Below are 14,006 nucleotides of genomic sequence, written 5' to 3' on the forward strand. Positions count from 1 at the left end.
TCAGGGCCCGCCATGTATACCCCCGCCATCACCGGTACCGGTGTCTTCACGCCTCAGAACGTCATCACCAATGCCGAGCTTGTCGAGGCATTCAACGCTTATGCCGACAAACAGAACGCGAAGAATGCCGAAGCCATCGCCGCCGGACAGATGGAGCCGATGCAGCATTCATCTGAAGAGTTCATCGTCAAGGCATCAGGGATCGAGAACCGTTACGTGATGGACAAGAGCGGTGTGCTGGACCCGGACGTGATGCACCCGTCTCTGCGGCAGCGCAGCGATGACGAACCCGGCATCATGACCGAGATGGCGGTGGACGCCTGCAACAAGGCGCTGGCACAGGCGGGGCGCACCGCGGCGGATGTTGATCTGGTGATCTGCGCGGCCTCGAACCACGAGCGCGCCTATCCGGCAATTGCGATAGAAATTCAGCAGGAACTGGGAATCGACGGATTCGGCTTTGACATGAACGTCGCCTGTTCGTCGGCCACGTTCGGCATTCAGGCTGCGGCGGATATGGTGCGGTCGGGATCGGTGCGTGCGGCGTTGGTGGTGAACCCCGAAATCTGCTCGGGCCATCTGGAGTGGCGCGACCGGGATTGTCATTTCATCTTTGGCGATGTGGCAACAGCGACGCTGATCGAACGGATCGAAGACGCCCAGGGGCCGCATTTCGAGATCTTGTCGACGCGTTGCGCCACGGTGTTTTCCAACAATATTCGTAACAACAACGGCTTTCTGCGCCGCTCACTCCCTGACGGGCTGGCCGACCGGCGTGACATGCAGTTCATGCAAAACGGTCGGAAAGTGTTCAAGGAAGTACTGCCGATGGTCAGCAAGCATATCAGCGACCATATGAATGCCGAAGGGATCAGAGACACCGACCTGAAACGCCTGTGGCTGCATCAGGCCAACAAGACGATGAACGACTTCATCGGCAAAAAGGTTCTGGGCCGCGAACCCGAGGCGGGCGAGCAACCAAACATCCTTCAGGATTATGCCAACACGTCATCTGCGGGGTCGATCATCGCGTTTTCGAAGTATTCCGACGACTTGCAGGAAGGGGATCTTGGCCTGATATGTTCCTTTGGAGCTGGGTATTCCGTTGGGTCGGTGATCGTGAAACGCCACGCTTGATGGCAGGTTTTGTCCGGCCTAGCGTAGTGCAGTCACTTTGTAGACCTGGAACGCCGCATCTTCCGTAGTTTGTACCCGCATTAGGTAGTCAGGGATTTCACCTGCAACCAAGTGCGATTGCAAACCACGACCCTGTGAGGCCCAGAACCAGAATTCGGCACGAGGAGCGGACGTGCAGAGCATGACGTAATCCACATCCAGCTCAGTCAGACGTGATCCGATCTGAGAGGCGTCCGAGCGGAACAGTTCGATCTGCGCCAGAATTCCAGCCTGATTCCGATGGTAATTGCCCGCCAGAACAGAATGGTCGGTACGGCGCAGAACGTTTGCGGCAAAGTCGAAATCAACAAGAACTCTCCCGGCTGGAAGATCACGCAGGGCCGCATAGGCTTCGGGCGTTTTGCAGGATGCCCCGGAGTTTTGCCGTGACTGCCGGGCCGGCAGCGCCGGTGCGGCAAGAGACGGCCCGGCAAAACGCCCCAGTTGTTCCTCGATACTTGCACCGATTTTCGGTGAGATGCAGAGAACAAAAGCAACCATCGCAAGCCCAGATACCGCGCGGCGACTGCTCGCATAGCGGGTGTACAGGACACGCAGGATCTGCGCCTGGACAGCCACCAGCGAAACACCCAGGAACGTCATCATTCTGGACTGATAGAGGAACACCACCAGGCCGGTCACGATCAGTGCCAGAAACAGGGCGTATTCCAATCTGAAAGGCGACCTGACTGCAAAGATCAGGGCGGCTGCCATGGTGACGAACGACATTGCGATCAGGGCCAGAACTTCGCCCCTGTGCAGTTCCAATATGACACTGATTTTCTGCGCTTCTGCCACCTGGCTCAGCCAGTAGTCCCGCATGTCCTGAGGCAGGGCTTCGATCGGGTTGCTGAGGCAATGCGGGGCAAAGCTGTAAGCGCAGGCCAAGGCCACCGCACCAACCGCAAGGAACGCACTGATGCGGCCCCAAAGCGGCCAAGCAGACCCGACCCGGGCTGCAGCGCAAAGACCCATCGCGGCGACGCTTGCCGGTAACGCCACACTGAGTGTCAGGGCGTCACAGCTTGGGAACAGAAAGGCCTTTTGTCCTGTAGTTGCAAGGCTGATCAGCACAAGCGTCACGGTCAGCCCTACACCAAATGCCATGGTCGGGCGGCGGGCCGGTTCGCCATTGATGATCCAATCAACGGCAAAGAATATTGCGACAAGCGCGATCTGCAATATCGATTCAGTGCCTATCGATACCGAAAGCGCCAGGCTGGCACCCAGCAACCATCCGGCATATGGTTTGTCCCTGCGCAATGCGAACAGCATCAGGGCCGTAGCGAACAGAAGAATCTGAGCATTGTGGTGATCAAACGAAAAATAGTCGAACTTCCGGGAGTGTTCGAGCGCCAACACACCCACAACCAGCGCCGAAACAGCACCTTCCCGCGCGCCCAAAACGCTTCCCGTCACGGCAAAGGCCCACAAGGTCAGACCCGCCAAAAGTGAGGGCCAGACAAAAGCCGTCACCTGAAGGGCCATATCAGGCGGCAAGACCAACCCGAATGTTCTGTAGAGCAAGGCAATCGGCGCGTCGATCAGTCGAGACCAATGCATCAGCGTACCGCCCTCGGGGCCCAGCCGATACTGTTGGCTGTCGAACCAGCCCTGCCCCTGCAACAGATCCTGCACGACCACCCAGCGCATTACGTCGTCAGAGCCTTCCTGATGACCACTTAGGGCCATAAGAACCAGAAGTGCCGCATAGGCGCATACAAAAAATCGCAGAACCAGCCGGTCTGCGAAAAGACTGTATGTTCCCTGCGAATTCTGCATGGTCCTCTGCCCTTGACGATCTTGCCCGCGACGGACCTTACAGGACAGACGTGACTGAATTGAGGCAAAAGGCCCAGTCAGCGTTTCTGCCTTTTGACGAGTGAATACAGCTAAGCCATCCAGGCGGAATGTGGCCAGTCATGGGCGCAACGGCTCCGGATCCCGGCTAGCTGACGCTTTCTTCTTCAAGATGCAGTTTCATCTCGATCAGAACCTGTTGCAGCAAGCTGGTTTCTTTCAGCAGCCGCTTGGCTTCGTTGACCGTGATGATTCCGTCTTCGATTGCGGCCTGATACTCGGTCATCAACATCGCAAACCGCTGGCTGAGTGCTATGACATCCGAATTAACACCACCGGTGCGGGGTGTGGCTGTGTTGCTGTCGCAATAGGACAAGGTGATGTTCTTCAGATCTGCCAAAGCCGACGTTACATGCGGAAATGTCGCCACGTTTTCAAGGCGGGCCACCGCGTCCACAGGCATGAACCTGTCCTCGTGTTCAGCATTGTCGGAATAGTACCGTCCTAAAGTGGCCTTGGATTTTCCTGTAATTTCGCACGCGGCTTCGATTCCAACATCTTTAACCAGCGCTTCTGTGTGTTTTTTCAGATAGGCCCCGATATCTGCCATTGTTTTACCTTTGTTACCTGCAAACGCCTGCCCGATGTCCAATCGGGGGAAAGCGTGGGTAAATTTCCCATAACAAAGTCATAATTGAAATGTCATACATTGGCTATCCCTCAGATATGCGAGGGATTTTGTGAGTGAGTGGCGGCAGTTCAAGCCGGTAATGAGTAATTGCAGGGTGATATTGTTACGCCTTGCTGCGTTTTGGCCACATGTTGGCCGACGGCGTCGCTGTTGCAGATGTGGGGGTTCCATCCCCTAGAGCGTAGCTCGGCCTCTGCGAACGCAACGGCGACGTCGCTCCATCAAAGCGATTGATATCTTGTTCCTTTTCCCCAAGCGTTTTAGACCCGCGTCATGGCAAAGCTGTATTTCAACTATTCGACCATGAACGCGGGGAAATCGACCGTGTTGCTGCAAGCATCGCACAACTATCGCGAGCGTGGGATGCAGACCTACCTGATGACCGCAGCCATTGACGGAAGGGCGGGTGCCGGACGGATCGCATCGCGCATCGGCATCTCGGAGGAGGCTGATACCTTCACGCCCCGAGACGACGTCTTTGCGATGATCCGAAATCGTCTGAACGAAGGTCCCGTAACCTGCGTGTTCATTGACGAGGCCCAGTTCCTGTCTGAAGCTCAGGTCTGGCAATTGGCGCGGGCCGTCGACGATCTGGACGTACCTGTGCTGGCCTACGGGTTACGGGTGGATTTTCAGGGCAAGCTGTTTCCGGGATCAGCGGCGCTGCTGGCGCTGGCCGATGAGATGCGTGAAGTCCGCACCATATGCAAATGCGGACGCAAGGCCACGATGGTAATACGTCAGGACGAAAACGGCAAAGCCATCACCGAAGGTGCCCAGGTGCAGATCGGCGGCAACGAGACCTATGTCTCGCTCTGCCGCAAGCATTGGCGCGAGGCGGTGGGCGACTAGACCGGGTTGGGCAATGCCTCGCCCGCCACAAAGGCCGCTACGTTATCCAGGGCCATGTGTCCCATGCTGCTGCGCACCTCTTCGGTGGCTGTGCCCAGATGGGGCAGCAGGGTGACGTTTTCCATTTCACGGAGCGCCTGTGGTACTTCGGGTTCGAACTCGTAGACATCCAGCCCCGCCCCCGCGATCTGACCTTTTTGCAACGCCGCAACCAGGGCCGCTTCGTCTACAACCTCTCCCCGCGCGATATTGACCAGAATGGCCGAAGGTTTCATCGTCTCAAGAACCTGCGCATCGATCAGGTGTCGGGTTTCGGCACCGCCGGGAACGGCGAGCACAAGGAAATCGACCGAGGCGGCGAGTGCTTTAAGGTCAGGTGTGAACTCGGCCGGGAAGTCCAGTTTCTTGGCGCTTCGGGATTGATAGGCCACCTGCATTTCAAAACCGAAATGGCACCGGCGCGCGATGGCCTGCCCGATACGGCCCATCCCGACGATACCGACGCGTTTGCCCGTTACATGGTGACCCAGCATTTGCGTGGGATGCCAACCCTGCCATTGGCCTGCGCGGACCAGCCGTTCGCCTTCGCCCGCGCGCCGGGCCGTGCTCAACAGCAGGGTCATGGCGATATCCGCCGTGGCACCGGTGACTGCGCCGGGCGTGTTGGTCACTGCGACTGATGCGGCGCGCGCTGCCTCGACATCGATGTGGTTGTAGCCGACGCCAAAATTGGCCAGTAGCTTGCATCGAGGCGAGCCTGCATCCGCAAATATCCGAGCCGAGAACTGATCGCCCAGCGTGGGCACGACCACGTCGAAATCCGTCAGAGCGGACAGCATTTCCCGGCCCGTCATGGGCGCCGTATTTTTACGAATCTCAACGTCAAACGCGGCGCGGGCGCGGGCCTCGACTGCCGGCGTCATCGGGCGTGTGATCAGCAGTTTCATCAGTGCATCCGCCCGCCTGTCGGAACTCTGCCGTCGGGACCGATCAGAACAATCTCGCCGTTTTCATCGGGCAGACCCAGCACCAGAACCTCGGACATGAACCTCCCGATCTGACGAGAGGGAAAGTTGACCACAGCCATGACCTGTTTGCCCACCAGAGTCGACGGATCATAATGCGCGGTGATCTGGGCCGACGTCTTGCGCTCGCCGATCTCATCACCGAAATCGATCCACATCTTGATCGCGGGCTTGCGGGCTTCGGGATAAGGTTCAGCGCGGATCACCTCACCCACGCGGATATCGACCTTGAGAAAGTCGTCGAAAGAAATCTCACTCACGTGACAGCTCCTTGGATCGGTCGGTTGCGGCCTTGACGGCACGGTGCAGCAAGTCAGGGAAACCGCGTTCTTCATGCATCAGCACCTCAAGCGCGGCCTGGGTCGTGCCGTTCGGCGAGGTTACATTTATCCGCAGTTGTGACGGATCCTCGTCTGCGGCCTTTGCCAGCGCTCCGGCCCCGGCCACCGTCGATTTGGCCAGTTTCATCGCAAGGTCATGTGGCAGGCCGTGCGCCTCGCCGGCTTTGGCAAGCGTTTCAATCAGATGAAACACATAGGCGGGCCCGGATCCGCTGAGGCCGGTGACCGCATCCATCTGCGCCTCATCCGTCAGCAGTACCGTTTCGCCAATGGCCGAGAGCAGGTTTTCCGCAAGCGTCAGATCATCAGGTGATGCGTTTGAATTCCCGATCAGCGCGGTAATGCCCTGACGGATGGCGGCGGGCGTATTGGGCATGGCGCGAATGATCGGGGTGTCGCTGCCCAGAACGGATTCGAACGTGGCAATCGAGGTGCCCGCCGCGACCGAAATAAACAGGCTGCTGCCACCGCCCAGCGCCTGAATGGCGGGCAATGCCTCGCCCATCATCTGCGGCTTGACCGCGACCAACACCACGGCGGGGGCTTCGGGCAGGGGTGTGTTGATGTTGACGCCCTGCGCCTTCAGCCAGTCGGATGGGTGTGGGTCGATCACCCAAACGGACGCTGGCGGGAGGCCGTGTTCCAGCCATCCCGCCAGCATTGCGGACCCCATCTTTCCGCACCCCAGAAGCACAAGCCCCTGTTCGGCCACACGCGTCATGTCCATTTGCCCCTCCCGCTTTACATGTCGGTTTGGGGCAAGCTTTACGCCCGGCCGTAGGCCTCTGCAATGGCCACTTGCATGGCTTCTTCTGGTCCTCGATTTCCCCAGGTGACCAGTTGGATCGCCGGGTAGTACCGTTCTGCGCTCATGACGGCAGCGGTGATCATCGTGTCGATCTGCTCCGCGCTGGCTGTCTGTCCGCCGGCGAGGACCAGCCCATACCGGTACACCATCAGCTTCTGGTTTGCCCAATAGGTAAAGGCACCTGCCCAGCACTGATCATTCATCTTGTTGAGCAGCTCATAGAGCTGCATTTCCCGCTCGGCCGGCGGTTCCATTTCGAACGAGCACACCATCCGCAGCGTTTCGTCATAGTTGGACCAGGCGAGTGTGATCGAATAGGTGCGCCACTGGCCTTCGACAGCCATGGCAATCTGATCGTCCCCTATACGATCAAAATCCCAGTCGTGATGTTCGGCCAGATGTTCAACAATGTCGATCGGATGAATGTCTTCTTCGAGATACTGCTCGGAAAGGGCCATAATGCCACCTCACTAATCTCTAGCATTTCGGGGCTGGCAGCGCCCCAGCGCTAGTTGCCTGCTCTACAAACCGGGCTTCCCCCATTGGCCTGTACTAAATATGGTGCGATGCGGCGCTGGTTCTGGCAACCCTATTTGTTGGGGATAACAGCAATAAGTTGTGGACAGAAAGCAACGGGGATCAAAATATTGACTCTTGAACCAGCTTTGTCTTGATTAAATCCCGCGATGCTTCAGAATGCACGGCGCCGTACAATCCCGGCTGGATTGCGCGGCGTCAGAGTTTGTCCAAAATTGTGAAAACAGGAAACGCTCCGGGCGTCACTTGTCCTGTTTTGCCTCAAGCGCTGCAATGCGGGCTTCGAGAGCGGCGTTTTCTTCGCGCGCTTTCTGGGCCATGGCGCGGACGGCGTCGAATTCTTCACGCGTGACAAAATCGCGATCGGCAAGCCAGCGATCGATCATCGACTTCATCGCATTTTCGGCCTCTTCCCGCGCGCCCTGCGCGACACCCATGGCGTTGGTCATCAGCTGGGACACGTCGTCCAGTATCTTGTTGCGGGTTTGCATATCTTTACTCCGGTATCGCGGTTGATCCCTATATGGGGAAAGATTGCCGCATGCTCAAGGTTGACTTGTCCTGCAATCCCCGGGCAATGAGACGCACATGCAGGCTGTTCTGAATTTCCCCGATCTGTCGCCCGAACTGTTCTCGATCTCGATGTTCGGGATGGAGTTCGCGTTAAGGTGGTATGCGCTGGCCTATATCGCGGGCATCCTGATTGCGTGGCGGCTGGCGGTCGTGGCTTTGCGCCGCCCTGCCCTGTGGCCAGCCGACGGCCCACCGATGAAACCGGACCAACTGGAGGATCTGGTCACCTGGATCATTCTGGGCGTGATCCTGGGCGGGCGGCTTGGCTTTGTGCTGTTTTACCAACCCGGCTATTACCTGTCGCATCCGTTTGAGATATTGAAGGTCTGGCAAGGCGGCATGGCGTTTCACGGGGGTCTGCTGGGCGTGATCCTTGCCTCTTATCTGTTTGCCCGACGCCATCGGATCCCGACCCTGTCCCTGGGCGATCTGGTTGCTTACACAGTTCCACCCGGCCTGCTGCTGGGACGGCTGGCCAATTTCGTCAATGCCGAGCTGTGGGGCCGTCCGAGCGACCTGCCATGGGCCGTCATCTTTCCCGGTTTTGCCGCGCAGGACTGCCCCGGCGTGGTAGCAGGAATGTGCGCGCGTCACCCATCGCAGTTATACGAAGCAGCACTGGAAGGTGTGTTGCTGGGCGCGCTGTTGCTGTGGCTGGTTTATCGACGCGGCGCGTTTCACAAACCGGGCTTTGTCATGGGCCTGTTTCTGGTGGGCTACGGTGCGTCGCGCTTTGTCGTCGAGTTCTTCCGTCAGCCGGATGCGCAGTTCGTGTCGCCCGGCAATCCGATGGGGCTTGCCTTGCATGTGGGCGGATATGGTCTGACCATGGGGCAAATCCTGTCGCTGCCCATGATCGCGCTTGGCCTGTGGTTTGTCCTGCGCGCAGGGCGGGCAAAATGAGCTTGAAAGATCACCTTGTCGCCCGCATCCGTCAGGATGGGCCGATGAGCGTGGCCGATTACATGGCCGAATGTCTTCTGCATCCCACGCGGGGCTATTACACAACACGCGATCCGCTGGGGGCTGCCGGGGATTTCACCACGGCACCGGAAGTCAGCCAGATGTTTGGCGAGCTGATCGGGCTGTGCCTTGCGCAAAGCTGGATGAATCAGGGGCGGCCCGCGCCGTTCACCCTGTGCGAGTTGGGACCCGGGCGCGGCACTCTGATGGGCGATATACTGCGTGCCACACGGGCCGTAGCAGGATTTCACGATGCTGCCCGGATTGTACTGGTCGAGGCCTCGCCGGTCCTGAAACAGGTGCAGGCGGACACTCTGAGGGTTTACACACCGAACTGGGCCGACAGCGTCGCAGAGCTGCCGGACCAGCCGCTGCTGTTGGTGGCGAACGAGTTCTTCGACGCGCTGCCTGTTCGGCAGTTCCTGCGCGACGGCGACGGCTGGAGTGAACGCCTGGTCGGCGAACGCGACGGCGAATTGCTGATTGGACGGGGGCCCAACGGACCGCAAGTGGCGCTGACTGACAGGCTTTCGGACACCAAGGATGGTGATCTGGTCGAGTTGTGCGCGGCAGCGATTCCCATTCTGACCGTGATTGCCGGTCGGATCGCCAGCCATGGAGGCGCCGCGCTGATTGTCGACTATGGCGACTGGCATTCATTGGGCGATACGCTGCAAGCCCTGCAAAACCATGAGCACGCCGATCCGCTGGCGGCACCCGGTCAAGCCGACCTGACCGCGCATGTGGATTTTGAACCTCTTGCCATTGCGACCCGCGCCTGTGGTTGCAGGCACACACGCCTGACACCGCAGGGCGTGTTTCTGGAACGGCTCGGCATAACTGCCCGGGCACAGGCTTTGTCCCGTACGCTGAGCGGTTCCGAGCTGGATGCCCTGATTGCAGCGCATCGCCGGTTGACGCACCCGGACGAAATGGGAAATCTGTTCAAAGTGATGGGCCTCTATCCGGCCTATGCTGCGCCACCGCCAGGATTAGAGCCATGACACTGGAAATTCTGACTTCAGACATGCTTTCCCCATTTCGTCATGGGTTCTTCACCCGTCGCGGCGGAGCTTCTTCCGGTATCTTCGACGGGTTGAATTGCGGCTTTGGATCGTCAGATCAGACCGAAGTTGTTGCACTGAACCGTCGGCGGGTTGCTGATGCGATGGGTGTTGCGCCCGAGGCGATGATTGGCGTGCATCAGGTGCATTCCCCAACAGTTCTGACGGTTGAACAGCCTTTGGAAGGTGAAAAGCCGCGCGCGGATGCCGTCGTAACGGCGACACCCGGTCTGGCGCTCACGATTCTGACAGCAGATTGCCAACCGGTTTTGTTTGCCGACCCGTCGGCCAATGTGATCGGAGCGGCCCATGCAGGCTGGCGCGGTGCGCTGGACGGTGTGCTGGAGGCGACGCTGGACGCCATGGAAGCGCTTGGCGCAAGGCGCCAGAATATCAACGCCGTCATCGGTCCCTGCATTTCGCAACGCGCGTATGAGGTCGGGCCTGAGCTCCTGGACACCTTCATGACCGATTCACCGGACAACTCGCGTTTTTTTGCCAATGGTCAGGATGACCGGCTGCAATTCGACCTGCCCGCTTTTGGTTTGCACCGCTTGCGGCAGGCCGGTGTCGGGCAGGGGGAATGGACCCGGCACTGCACGTATTCCGACCCGGACCGGTTCTATTCCTACCGCCGCACAACGCACGCAAACGAGGCCGATTACGGGCGGCTGATCTCGGTCATAAGATTGTGATTTTGGACCAGATTTAGGCGTCGCGCCACTTTTCCGCCACATTTGTTGTGTTTATCGGAATCAGAATCGTAACGAGTTTTGTCAGAAATCAGATGGTCATCTGACGTCCATGTTCCGGACGCTGGCGTGTTGAGTGGAAGGATAGACCGATTATAAATTTCTTGTCTGCAAAACATCCCGGATAAGCCTTATCCATGCCGCAAACGCGCGTCAAAAAAGGGTCATAACGGATGCGGGAAACAAACCCGTTCAGAGCAGGACCAGAAAATGAAAACCAAGTCTCGCTTTCTCAAAGCCATGGTCGCCGCCACGCGGAGCCAGAAGCTGGAAATGCCGTGGAAGCGGGTATCAAGCCATTCTGTCAGGGTCGCCAGTCGCATCGCGGCACGACGCTGAGGCAGAAGCACCCTGAGGCCAAGCTGCCGGTCTCGATGGGGTGAACGCATAACGGGCTTGCTCCTGCCCGATGTGTGGAGCGTCACGATCTGAGGGGGTCGGGACGAGTTTAGGAGTTGTGTGTGTGCGGGCAATTTTCGCCCGTGAAGTACGAGTTTGTCTGGGGGGTCAATGTGTTGACCATTGGAAAGCGCAATTTTGTCGCCATGCGGGGTCTGACCGACTGCCGCCCATGGGTCACCCATTTGTTTCAAGACAAAGAACCAGTTCGTCAGGTTGGCCTGTACGGGGATACGCCGCGCTTGATCGGACATTTTGAGGGGACGGAATATTTATGACTATTCCTAGTTCACTGGCCCGCGCGGCCAGAAATGCAATCGAAACGACGGCCATGCTGCGGGACGCACCGCGCCCGGTTGCAAAACCAAAGGCCCAGCTGCGCCGGTATGAAGTCAGCAGCCTGTTGAAAAACGGGAACATTGTTCAGACCAGACACATCGCGCCGGCCCTGCCGATGTTCGAAGATGCCTTTTGCGCCTTCACGCGTGGGTCGCTGGTTGAAACCGAACATGGGCCGATGGCAATCGAAGACCTGATGCCGGGGGATACGGTCCTGACTCAGGATGGCGCGTCCGAAACCGTGCTGTGGAAGGGATCTGTCACTCTGATCCCGGGACGTCCGGATTCGCGGGGCCGCACGCGGCCGCTCACGCGCATCATGGCGGATACATTCGGGATGCAAAAACCGATGTCGGGTGTAATCGCCGGGCCTGCGGCGCGGATCGTGGGCACGCCGGCGCATTTGCGGCATCTGCATGGGAATGGCCCGATTCTGACACCTGTATCCGAATTCCAGGATGGAACGGGCGTGATTGAAACAATGCCACCGACGCCAGTTGAACTGTTTCACATTTGTCTAAAACGGCATTCCGTTGTTCGGGTAGATGGTTTACAGTTCGAAACGTATCACCCAGGTGTGAACGCGGTCCGGATGATCAGCCACTCGTTACGGTCGGTTTATCTGAACCTGTTCGCGCATATCGAATCGCTCAACGATTTTGGCCCGCTGCTGATGCCGCGCGCCGGAGACGGGGAAATTGACGCGATGACAGCCTGAGTGCGATAGCGATTACTGCATTATGGGGGGCATCATGCAGCTGGTACTAAGTTGGATTCTATCCTTGGCGGTGGCTGCTATGCTGCCACCGAACACCGCACAGACAAAACGTCTGGGCGTTACGCCGTCCGGTTCATTCGTTCTTCCAGAACGTCGAACGGCACGCCTGGTTCGTCTTTTGCGCCGCGGATAACAAGCGATGTCTTGACGCTGGCCACGTTTGGCGTGGTCAGCAGTTCACCGGTCAGGAACTGCTGAAAACTGCTGAGATCAGGTGCGACGCATTTCAGGATGAAGTCCACCTCGCCGTTCAGCATGTGACATTCCCGGACCAGTGGCCATTCACGGCAGCGTTCTTCGAACGCGCGCAGCTCGGTTTCGGCCTGACTGTCGAGCCCGACCATGGCGAACACCTGCACTTCAAATCCCAGTTCGCGGGAATTCACCTCGGCGTGGTAGCCGGTGATATAGCCGGATTCTTCCAGTGTGCGCACCCGGCGCAGACAGGGCGGCGCCGAGATTCCGACCCGTTTTGCAAGTTCGACATTGGTCATCCGACCGTCTGCCTGCAATTCCGCCAGAATCTTGCGGTCGATATCATCCAACCGAGTCGTGACCATCAAATGCTCCTGATTTTTGCGGTTCTTATATCAGCCCCCCACGCGCACGCAATAATGTTTCGCACATGCGCAATTTTCTTTGTTTTCAAATCCCTCATTTTCCCCGCACCCTACGCAGGGTCGCTTGCGAAGTCATAAACAGTAAGGGGCTTTAAGCCGGGTCTGTCGGTCGCTATATCGGGGCGACGGGCCAAAGGCCCAATTCAGGCAATTCGAGCGGGGATACCATGGCCGACACACGACACACCAAGGTTCTGATCATCGGATCGGGGCCCGCAGGATACACCGCGGGCGTTTACGCAAGCCGCGCCATGCTGGAACCCATTCTGGTACAGGGCATCGAGCCCGGCGGCCAGCTGACGACAACGACCGAAGTCGAGAACTGGCCCGGCGACACCGAGGTACAGGGCCCCGACCTGATGGTCCGGATGCAGGATCACGCCAAGGCGATGGGCTGTGAGGTGATCGGCGACATCATCAGCGATCTGGACCTCAGCCAGCGCCCCTTCACCGCCAAGGGCGACAGCGGCACCACATACACGGCGGACGCCGTCATTCTGGCGACCGGCGCGCGCGCCAAGTGGCTGGGCCTGCCGTCGGAAGAGAAATTCAAGGGCTTTGGCGTTTCAGCCTGCGCCACCTGCGACGGGTTCTTCTATCGCGGACAGGAAATCGTGGTGATCGGCGGCGGCAACACGGCCGTGGAAGAGGCCCTGTTCCTGACCAACTTCGCCAGCAAGGTGACTCTGATCCATCGCCGCGATGAGTTGCGCGCGGAAAAGATCCTGCAAGACCGGCTTATGAAGAACGATAAAATCGAACCACTGTGGTTCCACCAGTTGGAAGAAGTGATCGGCACCGATGCGCCGCTTGGCGTTGAGGGCGTTCGCGTCAAACATGTCAAAACCGGAGAGATCACTGAAATCCCCTGTAAAGGCGTTTTTGTTGCCATCGGCCACGCGCCTGCAAACGAGCTGGTCAAGGACACGCTTGAAACGCATATGGGTGGCTATGTTGTCACCAAGCCGGGCAGCACCGAAACCTCGGTTCCGGGCGTGTTCGCAGCAGGCGATCTGACCGATCACATATATCGTCAGGCGGTCACAAGCGCCGGTATGGGCTGCATGGCGGCACTGGATGCCGAGCGGTTCCTGGCGGAAAACGAATAACACGGGCTCGGAATCTTCCGGGCTGCTTCGGAAAAATCAGATCCGTCGGTGATCAGAGTTTCAATGACAGTGCCCCAAGGTTTCGTGGGGCACTGTACGAATTCAGCTGCAACGTGATCGTTACCCGACAACAGCAACAACTGCCAATCCCTTGACCGCCAGCCAGCAGCGTATCAGGA

General features: G+C 58.5%; 16 protein-coding genes. 8 read left to right on the forward strand and 8 right to left on the reverse strand.

Going from position 1 to position 14,006, the window contains the following annotated elements; genetic code table 11:
* Positions 1-12 precede the first annotated feature (12 nt).
* Positions 13-1,137 carry a beta-ketoacyl-ACP synthase III gene (locus AC2FLP_RS10080; protein ID WP_496683310.1) on the forward strand — a complete coding sequence of 375 codons (1,125 nt, stop codon included), beginning with the start codon at positions 13-15 and terminating at the stop codon, positions 1,135-1,137.
* An 18-nt stretch (positions 1,138-1,155) separates the two neighbouring features.
* Here the strand turns inward: AC2FLP_RS10080 and AC2FLP_RS10085 are convergent, their stop codons facing one another.
* Together AC2FLP_RS10085 and AC2FLP_RS10090 are read right to left on the reverse strand one after the other, a co-directional pair.
* A complete protein-coding gene (locus AC2FLP_RS10085; RefSeq protein ID WP_496683308.1) occupies positions 1,156-2,958 on the reverse strand; it encodes a hypothetical protein in 1,803 nt (600 codons plus the stop codon).
* 166 nt (positions 2,959-3,124) lie between these two features.
* Positions 3,125-3,586: a hypothetical protein gene (locus AC2FLP_RS10090; protein ID WP_117872550.1), complete on the reverse strand. Its 462-nt coding sequence runs from the start codon at positions 3,584-3,586 to the stop codon at positions 3,125-3,127.
* A gap of 354 nt (positions 3,587-3,940) precedes the next feature.
* Between AC2FLP_RS10090 and AC2FLP_RS10095 the strand changes: the two genes are divergently transcribed.
* On the forward strand, positions 3,941-4,519 hold the full coding sequence (locus AC2FLP_RS10095) for a thymidine kinase (protein ID WP_299895409.1): 579 nt from the start codon (positions 3,941-3,943) through the stop codon (positions 4,517-4,519).
* Here the strand turns inward: AC2FLP_RS10095 and AC2FLP_RS10100 are convergent.
* From AC2FLP_RS10100 to AC2FLP_RS10120, 5 genes are all read right to left on the reverse strand, one after another.
* On the reverse strand, positions 4,516-5,466 hold the full coding sequence (locus AC2FLP_RS10100) for a 2-hydroxyacid dehydrogenase (protein ID WP_496683304.1): 951 nt from the start codon (positions 5,464-5,466) through the stop codon (positions 4,516-4,518). The genes AC2FLP_RS10095 and AC2FLP_RS10100 overlap by 4 nt on opposite strands.
* Complete coding sequence (locus AC2FLP_RS10105) at positions 5,466-5,804, reverse strand: tRNA-binding protein (protein WP_299895415.1); 339 nt, start codon at positions 5,802-5,804, stop codon at positions 5,466-5,468. Before AC2FLP_RS10105 ends, AC2FLP_RS10100 begins: the two co-directional genes overlap by 1 nt.
* The gene (gene proC, locus AC2FLP_RS10110; RefSeq protein ID WP_117867908.1) at positions 5,797-6,612 is read right to left on the reverse strand and encodes a pyrroline-5-carboxylate reductase; all 816 of its coding nucleotides are present in this window, start codon (positions 6,610-6,612) and stop codon (positions 5,797-5,799) included. Before proC ends, AC2FLP_RS10105 begins: the two co-directional genes overlap by 8 nt.
* A 38-nt stretch (positions 6,613-6,650) precedes the next feature.
* Complete coding sequence (locus AC2FLP_RS10115) at positions 6,651-7,151, reverse strand: type III secretion system chaperone family protein (RefSeq protein ID WP_117867906.1); 501 nt, start codon at positions 7,149-7,151, stop codon at positions 6,651-6,653.
* Positions 7,152-7,472: 321 nt separating this feature from the next.
* Positions 7,473-7,721, reverse strand: a complete 249-nt coding sequence (locus AC2FLP_RS10120) for an accessory factor UbiK family protein (RefSeq protein WP_117867904.1) — start codon at positions 7,719-7,721, stop codon at positions 7,473-7,475.
* A 97-nt stretch (positions 7,722-7,818) separates the two neighbouring features.
* Here AC2FLP_RS10120 and lgt point away from each other — a divergent pair, with 97 nt between their 5' ends.
* The 5 genes from lgt to AC2FLP_RS10145 all read left to right on the forward strand — a co-directional run bounded on the left by lgt (position 7,819) and on the right by AC2FLP_RS10145 (position 12,038).
* A complete protein-coding gene (gene lgt, locus AC2FLP_RS10125; protein WP_496683300.1) occupies positions 7,819-8,706 on the forward strand; it encodes a prolipoprotein diacylglyceryl transferase in 888 nt (295 codons plus the stop codon).
* On the forward strand, positions 8,703-9,770 hold the full coding sequence (locus tag AC2FLP_RS10130; RefSeq protein ID WP_299895427.1) for a class I SAM-dependent methyltransferase: 1,068 nt from the start codon (positions 8,703-8,705) through the stop codon (positions 9,768-9,770). Before lgt ends, AC2FLP_RS10130 begins: the two co-directional genes overlap by 4 nt.
* Complete coding sequence (gene pgeF / locus AC2FLP_RS10135) at positions 9,767-10,525, forward strand: peptidoglycan editing factor PgeF (RefSeq protein WP_117867897.1); 759 nt, start codon at positions 9,767-9,769, stop codon at positions 10,523-10,525. Before AC2FLP_RS10130 ends, pgeF begins: the two co-directional genes overlap by 4 nt.
* 267 nt (positions 10,526-10,792) lie before the next feature.
* Positions 10,793-10,921, forward strand: coding sequence for a hypothetical protein (locus AC2FLP_RS10140; protein WP_256367481.1), 129 nt, complete (start codon positions 10,793-10,795; stop codon positions 10,919-10,921).
* A gap of 334 nt (positions 10,922-11,255) precedes the next feature.
* Positions 11,256-12,038: a Hint domain-containing protein gene (locus AC2FLP_RS10145; RefSeq protein ID WP_496683297.1), complete on the forward strand. Its 783-nt coding sequence runs from the start codon at positions 11,256-11,258 to the stop codon at positions 12,036-12,038.
* 119 nt (positions 12,039-12,157) lie between these two features.
* Here AC2FLP_RS10145 and AC2FLP_RS10150 read toward each other — a convergent pair whose 3' ends face one another.
* Positions 12,158-12,658 carry an Lrp/AsnC family transcriptional regulator gene (locus AC2FLP_RS10150; protein ID WP_152458979.1) on the reverse strand — a complete coding sequence of 167 codons (501 nt, stop codon included), beginning with the start codon at positions 12,656-12,658 and terminating at the stop codon, positions 12,158-12,160.
* Positions 12,659-12,885: 227 nt separating this feature from the next.
* On the opposite strand from AC2FLP_RS10150, the gene trxB reads away from it, so the two are divergent.
* Complete coding sequence (trxB, locus tag AC2FLP_RS10155; protein WP_117867888.1) at positions 12,886-13,827, forward strand: thioredoxin-disulfide reductase; 942 nt, start codon at positions 12,886-12,888, stop codon at positions 13,825-13,827.
* Positions 13,828-14,006 lie beyond the last annotated feature (179 nt).

The sequence above is a fragment of the Ruegeria sp. CDSA141 genome (assembly GCF_059612005.1).